Genomic DNA, 19,551 nt, shown 5'->3' with positions numbered 1-19,551 from the left:
TCCGCCATCTGGGCGGCGCTTCAGCCACGGGCGAAGACGGGAAAGGAAGCTGCAATGTTCTAAGCTGCTCTAGCCGTTGTCGCCAAAAATTCTCTGAAGGCGCCAGCAATTCATGGGTGGCAGTTATGCTCCGCGCCTGTTCCTCGCTCAAGATCGGAAGGCGATCACCTTTATCCAGATTGGAGTGCCTGGCGAGGGCTCGCGCGTCCAGCGCCTGCCCATCGGGGCCGCCAAATCCAACATCGACATCCTCTGTACCCGTCGCCACCCGCCAATGGCTGGAGTGGACTTCAAGCAGGCAACCTGCCGGAACGCCCGAGCGTTGAGGCCGCACCTCCAGGCGCCTGATTGCGACAACCTCATCACCTAGGAGCGCCTTGGGCAGACACAATGGATTGGGATGATACGGGCCAAAGTCTAGGGCACGCGTCGTCGTTGACAGATCTTGCGCGGATCGATCCCATCGCAGACAGCCTGCCGCATCTGGGCGTCGACGTTTCGGAAAATAGCTTCTGTCCCCCAGCGCCTGCGGGTGGGCCGTAAGCTTCCCGCTCTCGAGGCCAGTTAAGAGCTCGCGGAAACCCTCGATCGCGGCTTCATAACATTTGAGGTTCAGGGTCTGTGCAGTATCGCCGGGCGCAATCAACACTTGGCGTTGAACGACAATGTCACCCGTATTAACACCATCATCGATCCGATGCCACGTGATGGCATATTCGGTCTCTTGCGCCAGCAGCGCCCAAGACGTTGCGTGCGTTCCCGCATATCGTGGCAATGGACCGTCGTGGTAGTTAAATGCACCTCGACGCGCTCGCCTAAACACGTCCGGTGGCAATATGAACGGATTGGCAACGGAGAAAATCCAATCCACTGGCTCCGCCTTCAAAAAAGAGCAGAGCTCTTCAAGACTTTCCATGCTCGGGATATTGGCGTGAGCCGCCCAATCCGCGAATATGGCGTCACTACACAGGGCCGCACCAATGACATGGCCCGTCGCCATTGCCAGCTGAGCGCAGCGGATTGCGAGCGTACCACTGCCCACAATGATGCCGGAGGAGATTGATCGCGGTGCAAGTTGCCTATCCCGACGGCTTGGTTGGAAGGCACTTCCGCGCACCCGAGAAGACTGCGGTGGCATCTTCACCCCTCCCCGAAATCACCTACCAAGCTGGGCGGTTGACGCCCCAGGCGCCGCCCCATTTGATCGCTCACACTGGTTCGGGTACGCTCCGGGAGCCTCACAATCGCTTGTGTAATCTGGCGTGCATTGACGCTATTCAAAGTCTTACGCGGAGCCAGATCTTCCCAATGTCCGCGCCAAGCTCCCACGTCACCAAATATCATGGCCGGCAGTATCGCAGCAGCCAACTTAACCTCGTGCTGCGTTCCGGTGCGCTGATCATGGGACAATCTCTCCTCCGTCTGTGCGTTTCCGGAGAGCTACGCATTTATCGTGCCAAAGGTGAAATGGTTCTCAATCAACGTGATAGCAGTGATATTGCTATGTTACGTATCCGACATCAGTGCACGTCGTGCCATTAAGCGCGCCGTCAATTGGCACAAGCCTTCCGGGATCTCGCCCAAAGTGTCGCGGGCAAAGAAAGCAGAGCCTGAAACGGTTGAGACCGGATTAACCGGAAATGCTGCGCTAATCTAATCGCCAATCGATGAAAGTTCAGTGGCTGATCATCGCCATTTCACATTCGAAACGGGATCTGCTTCAAGCGCCGATCTTCCGAGTCTTTTGCACATGCAACTAAAACCGCCCAGAGTTGCCGGGTACTCAAACGCCTGGATAGAGCGGAATGGATATGAGCAAGACAACGAAAAAATGTCCGCTGAGGCCCGGATCCGTGCGGTGCGGATGGTGTCGGGTCGCTAAGGTGAATATTCCTCGCGATGAGCGGAGTATAAGAACTGGCGTTTGTTCACTTGCTCAATATGCCGAGCCTGCCGGATCGTTGAGTTTGTGGCGCTCGGTTCCGTTGAGGGGCGGGTTGAAGACACTAATGAGGATCAAATCCTTGTCGCGGCCACCGCGCAGAAGATGCTTGTCATGCTTGTCGAGCGCATAGATGTCGCCCTTGCGAATGGGGAAGACATTACCGTCCATGTCCTCGACCTCGCCCTCTCCGGCGATGCAGTAGCAGGCTTCGAGATGATTGCGATATTGCAGAAGCGAGACAGTGTTAGCGCGCACGACAGTGTGGCAGATGGTAAAGCCCAAGCCGTCCTTATCTGTCAGAAGACGATGGCTGGTACCGTTGCCCCAATCGACGAAGTAATCGGTCGCTTCAACATCGTAGAGGGTACGCACAATCATAGCGATATCCTTCTGAGTTTTAATTGTAGGAATACAGGTAAGCCATTATTGTGGAAGCTGCCGCCCGCTATTGTGGCTTGGAAGCGCGGGTTCCGCCTGCTCCCGAAGCCGAAAGGCAAGTTATGGTTGTTTGGCCGGGAGGCATGCTGGCGAGGACATGCAAATCCCCCTATTGCGCGGTTGACGGTGGACGCTGTGTAGGAACTCCGTCGGGGCAACCAGCCCCCGGTCGTGAAGAGGACGTGCATTAATCCCGCATGATCGGATTCACCCAAAAGGCCTACCTCACCTCTATGGCGACTACGCAAAAAGGGGCGAGTTGGAGTCGGGCGGACACTACCGTGATGTTCCCATTTCTGCGCGGTACCGCCGCCCGAGTTGACATGTTTCGGAATGCCATTGGTGATGGTACTGGCCATACGAAGCGTTTTCGGTCGCAGATCTGGCAACTTGCTTCCTTCCTTCGCTGTGCCTTTCGATACGAATACGGCTCCGCAGCTCTTAGCTGGAGCAAATCTCGCGCCAGCTTGGTAGACAAATGTGGAACAAAAATTTGCGGTTGTTTTTCGGGCAGTTAGCGAGTGGAAGGGTAACCGGGGCAAAACCGGTGGCGGACGCGGCGTTATGACTCGGGTGTATCGGGTTGGGGTGCCGATTCCGACGAAGCCGCCCCTTTGTTCCGACATGATTGCGCCCCCGGATTCTGAGATGATCTCGCCCCCTGGGGCTAGGGCTTGCTGGCTGTGATTGTTGTCATTTCGTACGTGCCGTGTGTCAAGCTTTTTGCGCTTGTTTGCGACGCAGGCTTTCGCCCGTCAGATCGATGCGGTGGGCGTTATGAATGAGGCGGTCCAGGATTGCGTCGGCATAGGTTGGATTGCCAAACATTACAGGGTGCAGCCATTCTCGACAGGATCGTTCACAATGCCCATCGGATCACCCTTCAGGGCGACAGCATGCGAAAGCAAAAAGCGCCCCCGCTCTTGACCGGCGGCGAAAACGGCGAAATCAATCACCCATGAAGACAACCAGGCACCCGAGGACCACCGCCGCCAAACTGTCCGCGACTTAGCTCGGCTTTGTACGTTCTTGGTCAGGTCCAGCTCCAGAAAAGGCTGTTGGTTGCGATGTGGCTGAGCGCCTGATCGAGGAGCAGGACACAGCCGCCCATATCGTCGATGTCTTCCCATTTTCGGCGGTGTGACCAGTAGGCGATGCTGACCTCATCGCCTCTGCCGGTCGGCTTGAGACGGGCGATCGGCGCCTCGGTTGCCAGCAGGTACAGGTGGTAGGCACCTTTGTCCTGGTAGCAGCCAACGCCGCCACCATTGGCCTCGTCGAACGCTTCGATGCCAGGGCCACGTCGTCCTTTTCCATTGTGCAGTCATAGCTGCCGCGGGCCCGGGCAGGCCTGATTCACTTCGCCGCACGGTCATTGCCTTGCAACATGTGCTGGCCGGGATTCGAAGCATGGGATGCTGCACCATCCCAGCGCCGCTGTCGGCGATGCCGTTCCCCAGATCCTGCGCCAGTGGCTTCAAGCGTTGCGCACCTGCTTCACAGCGCCCAGTTGGGAACATGTCCTTGTTCTGATCATGGGAGCTTTGCTGGCGCCGGGCAAGCGGACCGTCAGTTCCTGCCTACGCATGACCGGCCGGGCCGAGGCCGCCAACTTTGCAAGCTACCACCAGATCCTCAACCGAGCCTGCTGGAGCCCCCGCAGCATTGCCAGGCGATTGCTGGGCCTTGTGGTCGAACGGCTCGTGCCAGATGGCCTCATCGTCATTGGCATGGACGACACCATCGAACGACGATGGGGACGCCGGATCAGCGCACGGGGCATCTACCGGGATCCAGTGCGCTCCAGCCATGGCCATTTCGTCAAAGCCGGTGGCCTGCGCTGGTTGAGCTTCATGGTGCTGACCCCGGTGCCATGGACAAGCCTGGTAAAGGCCTTGCCGGTCTTGACCCTGCTTGCTCCGTCCGAGCGATCCGACCATCAACGCGGGCGGCGCCACAAGCTGCTGACCGACTGGGCGCGGCAGGGCGCACTGCAACTCTGTCGCTGGCTGCCGGGGCGCCGCATCATCTTCGTGGGCGACAGCAGCTTTGCCGTCCATGAACTGGCCCATGCCATCACTGCCAGGGCAACGCTCATCAGCCGGCTGCGACTGGATGCCAGCCTGTTTGCGCCGCCGTCAAAGCGGACCACGCGCACCGTCGGTCGGCCAGCGCAAAAAGGTCCAGCGCTACCAAAGCTCAAGACACTCCTGTCCAACCCCGCCACGACCTGGGCCAGGATCATCGTGTCCGCCTGGTATGGCCATGTCGAAGGCAAGACGCTCGAGATCACGTCTGATACCGCCTTGTGGTACAGGCCCGGTACCCCGGTAATGCCGATCCGCTGGGTGCTGGTCCGGGATCCCGATGGCAAACGCGCCCCTCAAGCCTTCTTCAGCACGGACATCCCCTCGAGCCCGCCGAAATCATCGCCCTGTTCGTCCGGCGCTGGCAGATCGAGGTCACGTTCGCTGAGACCCGTGCCCATCTTGGCGTTGAGACCCAGCGGCAATAGTCCGACAAGGCCATTGCACGAACCACCCCGGCATTGCTCGGGCTCTACAGCTTCATATCGCTATGGGCCTGCGATCTGCTCACCGGCACTACCACCCCATACACCGCAGCGTGGTACCGAAAAACCAGCCTGACGTTCAGCGACGCCATCGGCGCCGTCCGCCTCGCAATCTGGGTCGGCGATATTAATCAACACTCCCCGCCAAACCGGGAGCGACAAAATATCCCGCAAGAGCGCATCCTGCGAATGGCCCAAGCTCTGTGCTTCGCCACCTAATACTAAAGGATCTGACGGCTGACTCTCTTGGGATACCGGAGTGAGCGGAACCGTGATTCCATTGGGGCGAGGAGGATTCGCGCCATGGGATCAGCGATCAAGATGCGGACGGACTATTCGGCAGCCGAGTTGCGGCGGCTGGCCAAGAGTTCGAAGGATAGCAAGCAGAGCCGTCGGCTGCTGTCGTTGGCAGCGGTTCTCGACGGGATGAGCCGTGAGGATGCGGCCCGGGTCGGCGGCATGGACCGGCAGACCCTGCGGGATTGGGTTCACCGTTTCAACGACGCTGGTCCAGACGGCCTCGAGGACGCCTGGAACGGCGGGCCGGAGCCGCGCCTGTCGGTGTCGCAGAAGGCGGAACTGGCACGGATCGTCGAGACCGGGCCGGACCGGGCCGTCGACGGCGTCGTGCGCTGGCGGCGCATTGATCTCCAGAGGCTCATCAAGGAACGCTTCGGCGTCGACTATCACGAGCGCTACGTCGGAACGCTTTTGAAGCAGCTCGGCTTCTCCCATATCAGCGCCCGGCCACTTCATCCGGGCCAGGACGGCGAGATCGTCGAGGCGTATAAAAAAACTTCCCGCGCACGCTGAGCGCCCATCTGGCCGACCTGCCCAAAGGCAAGCCGGTCGAGATCTGGTTCCAGGACGAAGCCCGCATCGGCCAGAAGAATGGCATCGTGCGGCAATGGGCCAGGCGCGGCACGCGGCCCCGTCAGCCGGCCGACCAGCGCTACAAGAGCGCCTATCTGTTCGGCGCCATCTGCCCGGCGCGTGGCATAGCAGCCGGGCTGGCGCTGCCCTTCGCCGACACGGAGGCCATGCAACTTCATCTCGACGAGATCAGCCGCCATGTTGCCAGGCGCGCTCATGCCGTTCTGCTGCTCGACCGCGCCGGCTGGCACACCACCGCCAAACTGAAAGTGCCCAAGAACATCACGCTAATCTTCCTGCCGCCCCGCGCGCCGGAGCTGAACCCCGTCGAGAACGTCTGGCAGTATCTGCGCCAGAACTGGCTCTCAAATCGCGTCTTCGAAGGCTACGACGCCATCATCGACGCCGCGTGCGGGGCCTGGCGCGAGCTCATCGAACGACCAAACACCATCACATCAATCGGAATGCGCGAATGGGCTCACGTCGGTCAATCAAATTGACCGTTGGTATAACGTACAAAGTCGAGCTTAGTGAAACAAGCGTCCGCGACTTAGCGGAATCCCTGTCCGGCTTTTGCGAAATGCGCAAGACTGGCGACGTGAAGCGTGGTTGAGACCATGAGCGTTCGTAGTCGTGAAACGAAAGTCGATTCGACGAGACTGTACTGTCCGAGATCTACCGGAATCGATTCGAAGCTTTTGTTGTCAATGAGCGGTTTAAGGCCATCGATAACTGTCGAGCCAGAACTCGACGGTTTTCTGGAACATCCATCATCGTCACGTGGTCGCCTGGCACCGGTATGGCATGAATGGCCCCCTCGCGCAAAACCCTGTCCCACCCCCGCATGGGTGAACTTGCCTCAGGACCCATGGGATTTCTTCGACGTCGCGCCCGACGGCTGAGGAGAGGCCTTTTGGCATAAAACTGGTGGATCTCAACCGGCAGGGATGGAATATCATACAAGTCCAGCGCCCTTTGGAACTGCGCAGCCTTTTCATACATCAAAACCTCGTTGTGGAGATCACGATCGAGAGGTATCGCCCCAACTTGCTTTGCCTTTTCAAGAAGCTGGGCAATTGAACTTTGTCCAGCAAAGCGTTCCAGTACTCCGAAACTCTCATCATCTAAGGATTCAAAAGAATCCAGCAGCACTTCTCGTACCATTTGGGTGGGCGATATGCCCGATGGATTTGCGGGTAACGCAACATCGATGAGAGCGATGAATGATACAGCTTCATCGAGACTCAGCAAGTGCTGGGCAATTGCATAAGCCAAGATTGCACCTGATGAGTATCCAGCAAAGCGATATGGACCCCGTGGCTGGATCTCTCTAATCGCCAGGATCACCTCCGCGGCTATTCTTTCAAGAGTTTGTGGACAAACTGCATTGAAAGGCGGCCATGGCAGAGCGTAGATGGGACAGTCTACGTCCATTTTCTCCACCAAACTGAGGACATAGGAACAATCGCCCGAACCTGTGGGAACAAAGAAGAGCGGTGGTTGTGATCCGGTTGCCTGAACTGAAATCGCTTCCGGAACGCTGGGCTGTTGCTGAAAATGAATCTTTGATGCGAGTTCCTTCAGAACAGGGGCTTGGAAGAGATCGGCAGCGCTAAACTTCAGCCCAACGGCGAGCGTTCGACCGAGCAACTGCACCGCCAGCAGCGAGTGGCCGCCGAGCTCGAAGAAGTGGTCGTGGCGGCCGACCCGCTCGACTCCGAGCAGCTCTTGCCAGATCCCGGCCAGGGCCGTCTCGACCGCGCCGCGCGGCGCCTCGTAGGCCCGCCGCGCATAGGCATCATCGGCCGGCGAAGGCAGCGCCTTGCGGTCGAGCTTACCGTTCGGCGTCAGCGGCAGCGCGTCCAACCGCACGAAGGCCGATGGCACCATGTAGTCCGGCAGCAGACGACTGAGATGGGCCCGCAACGCGGCCGCAAGCTCCACGCCATCGGCCTCGTCCGGTCCTTCCGTCGGCTTCGCCACCACATAGGCGACGAGCCGCTTGTCGCCGGCGCGATCCTCGTGCGCCACCACCACCGCCTCGCGCACCCAGGCGTGCTCGCAAAGCCGCGCGGCGATCTCGCCCGGCTCGATGCGGAAGCCGCGGATCTTCACCTGGTCGTCGTTGCGGCCCCAAAAACTCCAGGTTGCCGTCCGGCAGGTAGCGGGCAAGATCGCCGGTCTTGTACATGCGGGCGCCCGGCTCGCCGCCGAACGGGTCGGCCAGGAACCGCTCCGCCGTCAGCTCGGGACGGTTGAGGTAGCCGCGCGCCACCCCCGCCCCGCCGATATGGAGCTCACCCACCGCCCCGAACGGAACCGGCTGGCCATGAGCGTCCAGAAGATACACCCGCGTGTTCGCGATCGGACGCCCGATCGGGAGGCGGCGGCGGGATGTCGCATCAATCGCGGTGATCTCGCAGACTGTCGCAAAGGTCGTCGTTTCAGTCGGGCCGTAGCAGTGCAATAGATGCTGTGGTCCGTTCTGGCTCAAAACCCGAGCTACTGCTGTCACATCAACCGCATCGCCGCCGACCAATAGCAATCGTAAACTCGCCAGCACCGGGCCTAAATCATCAGCGCTCTGGCTGAACAACCCGGCTGTCAAATGCAGGACCCTAATGCGGTGCTGCTGAACCAGGCTGCGCAGAACCTCTGGCTGCAGCGCATCCGTGTAGGGAATTACAATCAGGCTTGAGCCGTGTAGCAGCGGAGCCCACACTTCCAGTGTACTGATATCAAACGCAGGATTGCCCACCCACGCCACACGATCATTTGAGCCGAACTGCGCATATCCATTGTTGATCACGAGCCGGTTGACAGCCCGGTGAGGCACAACAACTCCCTTGGGAAGGCCGGTCGAGCCGGAGGTGTACATCACGTAAGCGGCGGCCTCGGCGCTCAATACCAGGCCAGGATCTGGACTGGACCCGGTTCCAGTCATCAGCGGCTCAATGGGCAAAACAGGGATTGTGGCCTCAACCAGATCATCACCGCCACTCTCGCTGAGCACTAGGCGTGCTGCACAATCGGCAATCAGCCATTCTTGTCGCGCAGGTGGAAGAGCGCGATCGATCGGGACATAAACTCCGCCCGCCTTCAGGATCGCCAACTGCGCCACCACAAGGGCGACGGAGCGGTCCAGCATTGTCGCAATGCGGTCGCCGGGCTTCACCCCGAGGCCGATCAGATGATGGGCCAGCCGGTTGGCCCGCGCGTTGAGTTCGCCATAGCTCACCCGCTCGTCGTCATGCACCACCGCCACCGCCTCGGGCGTCCGGCGCACCTGTTGCTCGAACAGCTCGTGGATGCAAAGATCCGACGGATAGGCCGCGTCCGTCCGGTTCAGCTCCTCCAAAAGGTAGGTCCGCTCCTCGGCCGGCAGGATGTCGAGCTCGCGCACCGGCTTACTGGGCGCCTGCTCCAGCGCCTCCGCCAGTTGCTCGAGCGCCCGCTGCATGTAGCCGCACACCCGATCCGCAGAGACCGGCTCCACCACCTGTGCGGTGAGGCCGAGCGCCTCGCCATAATCCTCTACCGACAGGGTCAGCGGATAGTTGGTGCGTTCCTCCCCGCCCAGCCATTCCATGCCCGACAGGATATCATCCGTGCCGGAGCCGGCCATGGCCGCCGGCGTGTTGTGGCGGTAGTTCAACAGCGCGCTGAACAGCGGCGCCGGTGCCGCAACGCCGCTGCAGCGTTGCGCCTGCGCCAGCGAGGCATGCTCGTGCGCCAGCAGCTCGGAAAGCCGCGCGTGCGTGGTGCGCACGCTCGCCTCGACCCCGCTGCCGTCCAAGTCAAGCCGCACAGGCAGGGTGTTGATGAACAGGCCCAGCGCCCGCTCGGCGCCTGCACCCGCCTGCATGCGACCGAACAACACCGTGGCGAACACCACCTGCTCGCGCCCGCTGCTCAGCGCCACCACCTGGCCCCAGGCCAGATGGCAAAGGCTCGCCAGGCTCACCCCCAGCCGCCGCGCCTGGGCCCGCAGCCGCTCGTTCAGCGCCTGCGGCAGCATCCGTTGCGCCTCGCCAACCCCGCTGCCGTCGCCATGCACCTCGATCAGCCCGAACGGCAGCGTCGGCTCGTCGATGTCGGCCAGCATCGAGCGGAAGAACGCTTCATGCGCCTTCGCATCGCCTCCCAACCGCGCCTGCGCCACCAGGTTGCGGAACGGCTGCGGTGCGGCAAGCTCATGCCCGCGACCTGCCAGCACGGCCCGCACCTCGGCATGCATCACCTCCAGCGTCGTGTGATCGCCGATCAGATGGTGCAGCAGCTCCAGCAGCAGCCAGCGCCCGCTGCCCGGCTCGCGCGCGATCACGACGCGCAACAGCGGCGCCTGGCCAAGGTCGATGCGGTACTGGCGCGGATCGAACCGCCGCTTCAGCTGCTCGGGACCGGGACCGCCATCCTCATCCAGCTCGACCTCGCACACCTCCAGGACCGCCTTGCGCCACACCACCTGGGCCGGGCTCGACAGCCCCTCCCAGACAAAGGCCGTGCGCAGGATGTCGTGCCGATCCACCACCTGCTGAACCGCGACGAGATAGCGCTCCAACAGATCGCGCTCGGCAAACGCCATTTGCGACACCAGCAGATATGGATCGCCCCGGCTGGCCAGCAGATGATGGAACAGAATGCCGTCCTGCAGCGGCGACAGGCCATAGATATCCTGGATGTTGGCGACCCCGCCCGGCACCGTCGACACGATCCGGTCGATCTCCTGTTGGGTCAGATCGATCAGCGGCAGCATCTGCGGCGTGATCGCCGCGGTCTGTTCGCCGATCAGGTTGGCAGGCACCGCCACCTCGTGATGGCTGCCAAGGCTTGCGGCCAGATCGCAAAGCACCGGCCTGGCGAACAGCGTGCGCACCTCCACCCCGAGCGACAGCCGTCGCAGCCGCTCCATCAGTTGCACCGCCATGAGCGAGTGGCCGCCGAGCTCGAAGAAGTTGTCGTGGCGGCCGACCCGCTCGACCCCGAGCAGCTCTTGCCAGATCCCGGCCAGGGCCGTCTCGACCGCGCCGCGCGGCGCCTCGTAGGCCCGCCGCGCATAGGCATCATCGGCCGGCGAAGGCAGCGCCTTGCGGTCGAGCTTACCGTTCGGCGTCAGCGGCAGCGCGTCCAACCGCACGAAGGCCGATGGCACCATGTAGTCCGGCAGCAGGCGACTGAGATGGGCCCGCAACGCGGCCGCAAGCTCCACGCCATCGGCCTCGTCCGGTCCTTCCGTCGGCTTCGCCACCACATAGGCGACGAGCCGCTTGTCGCCGGCGCGATCCTCGTGCGCCACCACCACCGCCTCGCGCACCCAGGCGTGCTCGCAAAGCCGCGCGGCGATCTCGCCCGGCTCGATGCGGAAGCCGCGGATCTTCACCTGGTCGTCGTTGCGCCCCAAAAACTCCAGGTTGCCGTCCGGCAGGTAGCGGGCAAGATCGCCGGTCTTGTACATGCGGGCGCCCGGCTCGCCGCCGAACGGGTCGGCCAGGAACCGCTCCGCCGTCAGCTCGGGGCGGTTGAGGTAACCCCGCGCAACTCCCGACCCGCCAATGTAAAGCTCGCCCACCGCCCCGAACGGAACCGGCTGGCCATGAGCGTCCAGAAGATACACCCGCGTGTTCGCGATCGGACGCCCGATCGGGAGGCGGCGGCGGGATGTCGCATCAATCGCGGTGATCTCGCAGACTGTCGCAAAGGTCGTCGTTTCAGTCGGGCCGTAGCAGTGCAATAGATGCTGTGGTCCGTTCTGGCTCAAAACCCGAGCTACTGCTGTCACATCAACCGCATCGCCGCCGACCAATAGCAATCGTAAACTCGCCAGCACCGGGCCTAAATCATCAGCGCTCTGGCTGAACAACCCGGCTGTCAAATGCAGGACCCTAATGCGGTGCTGCTGAACCAGGCTGCGCAGAACCTCTGGCTGCAGCGCATCCGTGTAGGGAATTACAATCAGGCTTGAGCCGTGTAGCAGCGGAGCCCACACTTCCAGTGTACTGATATCAAACGCAGGATTGCCCACCCACGCCACACGATCATTTGAGCCGAACTGCGCATATCCATTGTTGATCACGAGCCGGTTGACAGCCCGGTGAGGCACAACAACTCCCTTGGGAAGGCCGGTCGAGCCGGAGGTGTACATCACGTAAGCGGCGGCCTCGGCGCTCAATACCAGGCCAGGATCTGGACTGGACCCGGTTCCAGTCATCAGCGGCTCAATGGGCAAAACAGGGATTGTGGCCTCAACCAGATCATCACCGCCACTCTCGCTGAGCACTAGGCGTGCTGCACAATCGGCAATCAGCCATTCTTGTCGCGCAGGTGGAAGAGCGCGATCGATCGGGACATAAACTCCGCCCGCCTTCAGGATCGCCAACTGCGCCACCACAAGGGCGACGGAGCGGTCCAGCATTGTCGCAATGCGGTCGCCGGGCTTCACCCCGAGGCCGATCAGATGATGGGCCAGCCGGTTGGCCCGGGCGTTGAGTTCGCCATAGCTCACCCGCTCGTCGTCATGCACCACCGCCACCGCCGCGGGCGTCCGGCGCACCTGTTGCTCGAACAGCTCGTGGATGCAAAGATCCGACGGATAGGCCGCGTCCGTCCGGTTCAGCTCCTCCACAAGGTAGGTCCGTCTCGGCGGCCGGGCAGCAGCTCGACGCGGCCGACCGGCTGGCCCTGCATCAGCAACCATCGCCCGCAGCAATGCCAAAAGATAGCCGCGCTGCCGCTCGATCGTCGCTTTGTCGAACAGCGCCGTGGCATAGTGCAGCGATCCGGCGATCTGATCGCCATCTTCGCCAAGGTCGAGCTCCAGATCGAACTTGACCTGATCGAGCCACTCCCCCGCAGCCTCCACGCGCAGCCCCGGCAGATCCAATGACCCGTCGGTGTTGTTCTGCCAGGCCAGCATCACCTGGAACAACGGCGTGTGGTCGAGGGCCCGCGGCGGCTTGACGATCTCGACCACCTGCTCGAACGGCAGGTCCTGATGCTCCTGCGCGGCCAGCGCCGTGCGCCGCGTCCGCTCCAGAAGCTGCGCCACGCTCGGCGCGCCCGACAGGTCGACCCGCAGCGCCAGCGTGTTGACGAAGAAGCCGATCAACTCTTCGATCTCGCGCCGGCCGCGATTGGCGCTCGGCACGCCGACCACGACGTCGTCCTGCCCCGACAGGCGCGACAGCACCGCCGCCCAGGCCGCCAGCACCGTCATGAACACCGTCGTGCCATGCTGGCTGGCCAGCCCCTTGAGCCCGCGCGTCAGAGCCGCGTCGATGACGACCGGCACACCGGCCCCGGCGAACGACTGCTGGGCCGGCCGCGGCCGGTCCGTCGGCAAAGCAAGACGTGCCGGTGCGCCGGACAGGGCGTCGCGCCAATACTGGGCCTGGGTCTGCAGCCGTTCCCCCGACAGCCATTGGCGCTGCCAGGCGGCATAATCCGGATACTGGATCGCAAGCGGCGGCAAAGGATCGTCCTGTCCAGCCTCGAACGCCCGATAAAGCCGACCGAGTTCACGCACCAGCACGCCCATCGACCAGCCGTCGGAGACGATGTGATGCTGGCTCAGCAGGAAGACGTGTTCCTCATCCGATATCCGCATCAGACGCGCGCGCATCAGCGGCCCGCGCGACAGATCGAAGGGAGTGTGCGCCTCCTCACGGCACAGATCCAAAAGCGCGGCTTGCGCATCCGGCCTGTCCCGCAGATCGTGCTCCACCACCGGCAGCCCCGCATCCGGAGGCAGAAGCCAAACCTGGGGCTTGCCCTCCGGTGCGACAAAGACACTGCGCAGCGCCTCATGACGCGCAAACAGACGGTCGAGGCTGCGCCGCCAGGCGCTGCGGTCGAGCGCACCACGCAGCCGCAAGGCCAACGGCATGTGGTAGTTGGCGCTGCTCGGGTCCAACTGCGCCAAAAACCATAGCCGCTGCTGCGCAAACGACAGCACAAGCGGCTCATGACGCGACACGGCCGCAATCGCCGGCAGCTCTTGCGGACCGGAGCGGCTCAACACCTCGACGATGCTTTCCGCCAGATCGCAAAGCACCGGCCGGGCGAACAGCGTGGCTAGCGGCAGCTCGACACCGACGGCCTGCGGCAACCGGCTCATCAGCTGCACCGCCATGAGCGAGTGGCCGCCGAGCTCGAAGAAGTGGTCGTGGCGGCCGACCCGCTCGACCCCGAGCAGCTCTTGCCAGATCCCGGCCAGGGCCGTCTCGACCGCGCCCTGCGGCGCCTCGTAGGCGGCCCGCGCATAGGCATCGTCGGCCGGCGAAGGCAGCGCCTTGCGGTCGAGCTTACCGTTCGGCGTCAGCGGCAGCCCATCCAGCCGCACGAAGGCGCTCGGCACCATGTAGTCGGGCAGCAGGCTAACCAGATGGGCGCGCAAGCCGCCGGCCAGCGCGCCTCCATCGACATCGTCCGCTCCGGCCTCGGGCGCACACACCACATAGGCCACAAGCTGCTTGTCGCCGGCGCGGTCCTCGTGCGCCACCACCACCGCCTCGCGCACCCACGCGTGCTCGCAAAGCCGCGCTGCGATCTCGCCCGGCTCGATGCGGAAGCCGCGGATCTTCACCTGCTCGTCGTTGCGCCCCAAAAACTCCAGGTTGCCGTCCGCCAGATAGCGCGCCAGGTCGCCGCTCCGGTAGAGCCGGTCGCCCTCCACAAAGGGGCTGGCGATGAACCGCTCCGCCGTCAGCTCGGGGCGGTTCAGGTAACCCCGCGCAACTCCCGACCCGCCAATGTAAAGCTCGCCCACCGCCCCGAACGGAACCGGCGCGCCATGACCGTCCAGAAGATACACCCGCGTGTTCGCAATCGGACGACCGATCGGGATCGAGGTCATGCCCTCGACGGATTGGGCGGTTTCGCAGACTGTCGCGAAGGTCGTCGTCTCCGTCGGGCCGTAGCAGTGAATGAGCCGGACAGGACCTTCTTCTTTCAGCAATCTCTTAAATGAGGCAAGATCACTGCGCTCGCCTCCACATAGGAGGTATCTAAGTTGCGATAACGTCGAGGCGATCGATGAGGTATATTGGTTGAATAACGCTGTTGTTAGAAAAAGTGCTGCTACCCGGTGCAGTTTAATCGCCATAGAAAAACTTGAAGCATCTATGACGATATTGGCATCCAGTGCAACAATGCAGCCACCGTTAAGCAGCGGAGCCCACACTTCCAGTGTACTGATATCAAACGCAGGATTGCCCACCCACGCCACACGATCATTTGAGCCGAACTGCGCATATCCATTGTTGATCACGAGCCGGTTGACAGCCCGGTGAGGCACAACAACTCCCTTGGGAAGGCCGGTCGAGCCGGAGGTGTACATCACGTAAGCGGCGGCCTCGGCGCTCAATACCAGGCCAGGATCTGGACTGGACCCGGTTCCAGTCATCAGCGGCTCAATGGGCAAAACAGGGATTGTGGCCTCAACCAGATCATCACCGCCACTCTCGCTGAGCACTAGGCGTGCTGCACAATCGGCAATCAGCCATTCTTGTCGCGCAGGTGGAAGAGCGCGATCGATCGGGACATAAACTCCGCCCGCCTTCAGGATCGCCAACTGCGCCACCACAAGGGCGACGGAGCGGTCCAGCATTGTCGCAATGCGGTCGCCGGGCTTCACCCCGAGGCCGATCAGATGATGGGCCAGCCGGTTGGCCCGCGCGTTGAGTTCGCCATAGCTCACCCGCTCGTCGTCATGCACCACCGCCACCGCCTCGGGCGTCCGGCGCACCTGTTGCTCGAACAGCTCGTGGATGCAAAGATCCGACGGATAGGCCGCGTCCGTCCGGTTCAGCTCCTCCAAAAGGTAGGTCCGCTCCTCGGCCGGCAGGATGTCGAGCTCGCGCACCGGCTTACTGGGCGCCTGCTCCAGCGCCTCCGCCAGTTGCTCGAGCGCCCGCTGCATGTAGCCGCACACCCGATCCGCAGAGACCGGCTCCACCACCTGTGCGGTGAGGCCGAGCGCCTCGCCATAATCCTCTACCGACAGGGTCAGCGGATAGTTGGTGCGTTCCTCCCCGCCCAGCCATTCCATGCCCGACAGGATATCATCCGTGCCGGAGCCGGCCATGGCCGCCGGCGTGTTGTGGCGGTAGTTCAACAGCGCGCTGAACAGCGGCGCCGGTGCCGCAACGCCGCTGCAGCGTTGCGCCTGCGCCAGCGAGGCATGCTCGTGCGCCAGCAGCTCGGAAAGCCGCGCGTGCGTGGTGCGCACGCTCGCCTCGACCCCGCTGCCGTCCAAGTCAAGCCGCACAGGCAGGGTGTTGATGAACAGGCCCAGCGCCCGCTCGGCGCCTGCACCCGCCTGCATGCGACCGAACAACACCGTGGCGAACACCACCTGCTCGCGCCCGCTGCTCAGCGCCACCACCTGGCCCCAGGCCAGATGGCAAAGGCTCGCCAGGCTCACCCCCAGCCGCCGCGCCTGGGCCCGCAGCCGCTCGTTCAGCGCCTGCGGCAGCATCCGTTGCGCCTCGCCAACCCCGCTGCCGTCGCCATGCACCTCGATCAGCCCGAACGGCAGCGTCGGCTCGTCGATGTCGGCCAGCATCGAGCGGAAGAACGCTTCATGCGCCTTCGCATCGCCTCCCAACCGCGCCTGCGCCACCAGGTTGCGGAACGGCTGCGGTGCGGCAAGCTCATGCCCGCGACCTGCCAGCACGGCCCGCACCTCGGCATGCATCACCTCCAGCGTCGTGTGATCGCCGATCAGATGGTGCAGCAGCTCCAGCAGCAGCCAGCGTGTGCTGCCGGGCTCGCGCGCGATCACGACGCGCAACAGCGGCGCCTGGCCAAGGTCGATGCGGTACTGGCGCGGATCGAACCGCCGCTTCAGCTGCTCGGGACCGGGACCGCCATCCTCATCCAGCTCGACCTCGCACACCTCCAGGACCGCCTTGCGCCACACCACCTGGGCCGGGCTCGACAGCCCCTCCCAGACAAAGGCCGTGCGCAGGATGTCGTGCCGATCCACCACCTGCTGAACCGCGACGAGATAGCGCTCCAACAGATCGCGCTCGGCAAACGCCATTTGCGACACCAGCAGATATGGATCGCCCCGGCTGGCCAGCAGATGATGGAACAGAATGCCGTCCTGCAGCGGCGACAGGCCATAGATATCCTGGATGTTGGCGACCCCGCCCGGCACCGTCGACACGATCCGGTCGATCTCCTGTTGGGTCAGATCGATCAGCGGCAGCATCTGCGGCGTGATCGCCGCGGTCTGTTCGCCGATCAGGTTGGCAGGCACCGCCACCTCGTGATGGCTGCCAAGGCTTGCGGCCAGATCGCAAAGCACCGGCCTGGCGAACAGCGTGCGCACCTCCACCCCGAGCGACAGCCGTCGCAGCCGCTCCATCAGTTGCACCGCCATGAGCGAGTGGCCGCCGAGCTCGAAGAAGTTGTCGTGGCGGCCGACCCGCTCGACCCCGAGCAGCTCTTGCCAGATCCCGGCCAGGGCCGTCTCGACCGCGCCGCGCGGCGCCTCGTAGGCCCGCCGCGCATAGGCATCATCGGCCGGCGAAGGCAGCGCCTTGCGGTCGAGCTTACCGTTCGGCGTCAGCGGCAGCGCGTCCAACCGCACGAACGCCGCCGGCACCATGTAGTCCGGCAGCAGGCTAACCAGATGGGCGCGCAAGGAGGCAGCGAGCTGCGCGCCATCGGCCTCGTCCGATCCGGCCTCGGGCGCACACACCACATAGGCCACAAGCTGCTTGTCGCCGGCGCGATCCTCGTGCGCCACCACCACCGCCTCGCGCACCCAGGCGTGCTCGCAAAGCCGCGCGGCGATCTCGCCCGGCTCGATGCGGAAGCCGCGGATCTTCACCTGGTCGTCGTTGCGGCCCAGGAACTCCAGATTGCCGTCCGGCAGATAGCGGGCAAGATCGCCGGTCTTGTACATGCGGGCGCCCGGCTCGCCGCCGAACGGGTCGGCCAGGAACCGCTCCGCCGTCAGCTCGGGACGGTTGAGGTAGCCGCGCGCCACCCCCGCCCCGCCAATGTAAAGCTCGCCCACCGCCCCGAACGGAACCGGCTGGCCATGAGCGTCCAGCAGATACACCCGCGTGTTCGCAATCGGACGGCCGATATGTGGCAATTGGGGCCAGCATGATGGGTCAGCTGCAAGGCGGTGCTCGGCAATGACGTTGACTTCTGTGGACCCGTATTGATTGATCAATCTCGCCTTCGGATGTGCTTCGAAGAACGCCCTAAGCGGTGGAGTGGCCTGCAATTGCTCACCCGCTGTATAGATCTCACTTAAAGAGGGCAGCAGCACTCGCTGCGCGCCCCAGACCTCCGCAAAATGGTTCAATGCTACGAATGGGAGGAAAAGTCGCTCGATCGCTCGCTCCTTCACGAATTCGAGCAAGTCGGAGAAGTCCCTGCGGGTCTCTTCCCGCAGGAGCACGAGCAGTCCACCGTCCTTCCAACAAATGAACAATTCCTGGGAGGACACATCGAAGTTCAGGGTCGCGAATTGAAGTGTGCGTCGCTTTGACGTGACAACTCCGGCGAGCGAATTCACAAGAGCGCCGTGGGACATTTCGATGCCCTTCGGGGTTCCGGTTGAGCCGGAGGTGTAGATGATATAGGCGAGATGGCTGGAGGTCAGGCCAAGGGCGCGCGGGTCGGGGTCGCAGGCGGGCAGTTCGGCCCAGGCCGAGGTGGCCATATCCAGATCGACCACGCTCAGATCGGCGAGCGCCTCGGCGCCGAGGGCGGCGCGGCCGGCGGCATCGCAAAGCAGCAGCCGCGGCGCGGCATCGTCGAGCACCTGCCGCAGCCGCTGAGAAGGATAGGCCGGGTCCAGCGGCAGATAGGCACCGCCGGCCTTGAGGATCGCCAGCAGCCCCACCACCATCGCCGGGCTGCGCTCCAGGCAGATCGCCACCGGCTGGTCCGGCCTCACCCCGAGGGCGATCAGATGATGGGCCAGCCGGTTGGCCCGGGCGTTGAGTTCGCCATAGCTCACCCGCTCGTTTTCATAGACCACCGCCGGCGCCTCCGGCGCCTTGCGCACTTGCGCCTCGAACAGCTCATGGATGCACCGCTCCGACGGATAAGGCGCCGCCGTCCGGTTCAACTCCTCCACCAGATATGTACGTTCGGCGGCCGGGAGGATGTCGACGCGACCGACCGGCTGGCCTGCATCAGCCATCACACCATGCAACAAAGTTTGCAAATGCTGCGTCATGCGGCCGATTTGCTCCGGCGCTAATCGACTGGCATCGAAGTGCCAGCGAAAGCTCCCATCCAGAGCGCAAATTGCCGCATAGGGCTCGGCCCGCTCTGCGGCTCGTCATCAGATCATCAGCGACGGAGCAGCTTTCTGTCGTGACTGTGATGCCAATCGGCCATGGTCGACGCAACCGTAGCGCCTCCGCAACTCGCAATGTCGGGCAGCGCGCGATAAGATCCCGGGCAAAGCCAGCGTGCGCCTTCAGCTGAGCGAGTTCGGCCGCCACCGTCTTGCGCATTTCTTCAAAATCATGTGCAAGGTCAATGGTAACTTCCATCGGCACGACAGGGGCGATCAACACCTTCACCGCCTTAGACCCAGCTTGCGGTCCATCCGAAGCAGGCGTCCATCCCAGTTGAAGGTCGGTTTCTCCCGTGATGCGGGCGAGATAGACCAGCCAAGCGGTTACCAAGTATTCCGTGCGATCGAGTGGGGACAGCTCAGCCAAAGCACTTGGAATGAACGCCGAACTAG

At 63.1% G+C, this 19,551-nt stretch carries 6 protein-coding genes and 2 pseudogenes; 3 read left to right on the top strand and 5 right to left on the bottom strand.

The annotated features are described in order from the left end of the window. The 3 genes and pseudogenes from ACFSQT_RS19895 to ACFSQT_RS19885 form a co-directional block, all read right to left on the bottom strand. On the bottom strand, positions 1 to 916 hold a 916-nt coding region (locus ACFSQT_RS19895; RefSeq protein ID WP_379021279.1), incomplete at its 3' end, for a formyltransferase family protein. 1,020 nt (positions 917 to 1,936) lie between these two features. After that, complete coding sequence (locus tag ACFSQT_RS19890) at positions 1,937 to 2,323, bottom strand: ectoine synthase (RefSeq protein ID WP_379021277.1); 387 nt, start codon at positions 2,321 to 2,323, stop codon at positions 1,937 to 1,939. A gap of 774 nt (positions 2,324 to 3,097) precedes the next feature. After that, positions 3,098 to 3,211, bottom strand: a pseudogene (locus ACFSQT_RS19885) (ATP-binding protein); the annotation flags it as partial. Here ACFSQT_RS19885 and ACFSQT_RS19880 point away from each other — a divergent pair. From ACFSQT_RS19880 to ACFSQT_RS19870, 3 genes are all read left to right on the top strand, one after another. Next, entirely contained in the window at positions 3,181 to 3,345 is a 165-nt protein-coding gene (locus ACFSQT_RS19880; protein ID WP_379021275.1) for an ATP-binding protein, read from the top strand. The pseudogene ACFSQT_RS19885 and the gene ACFSQT_RS19880 sit on opposite strands and share 31 nt — an antisense overlap. 453 nt (positions 3,346 to 3,798) lie before the next feature. Then, positions 3,799 to 5,031: an IS701 family transposase gene (locus tag ACFSQT_RS19875; RefSeq protein ID WP_379021273.1), complete on the top strand. Its 1,233-nt coding sequence runs from the start codon at positions 3,799 to 3,801 to the stop codon at positions 5,029 to 5,031. Positions 5,032 to 5,258: 227 nt separating this feature from the next. After that, positions 5,259 to 6,328 (top strand): IS630 family transposase gene (locus ACFSQT_RS19870; RefSeq protein ID WP_095088284.1). Its coding sequence is split into 2 segments (ribosomal slippage): positions 5,259 to 5,745 and positions 5,745 to 6,328, totalling 1,071 coding nucleotides; the frame shifts between segments, so codons are not numbered across the junction. Positions 6,329 to 6,503: 175 nt separating this feature from the next. Here the strand turns inward: ACFSQT_RS19870 and ACFSQT_RS19860 are convergent. Together ACFSQT_RS19860 and ACFSQT_RS19855 are read right to left on the bottom strand one after the other, a co-directional pair. Further along, positions 6,504 to 19,011: pseudogene (locus ACFSQT_RS19860) on the bottom strand (amino acid adenylation domain-containing protein); the annotation flags it as partial. Next, on the bottom strand, positions 18,989 to 19,551 hold a 563-nt coding region (locus ACFSQT_RS19855), incomplete at its 5' end, for a condensation domain-containing protein (protein ID WP_379021271.1). The pseudogene ACFSQT_RS19860 and the gene ACFSQT_RS19855, both read right to left, overlap by 23 nt.

The sequence above is a fragment of the Mesorhizobium calcicola genome (genome assembly GCF_042682105.1).
Taxonomy (GTDB): domain Bacteria; phylum Pseudomonadota; class Alphaproteobacteria; order Rhizobiales; family Rhizobiaceae; genus Mesorhizobium; species Mesorhizobium calcicola.
The sequence above is the reverse complement of the archived record's forward strand: the minus strand, read 5'-3'. Positions and strand labels throughout refer to the sequence as shown.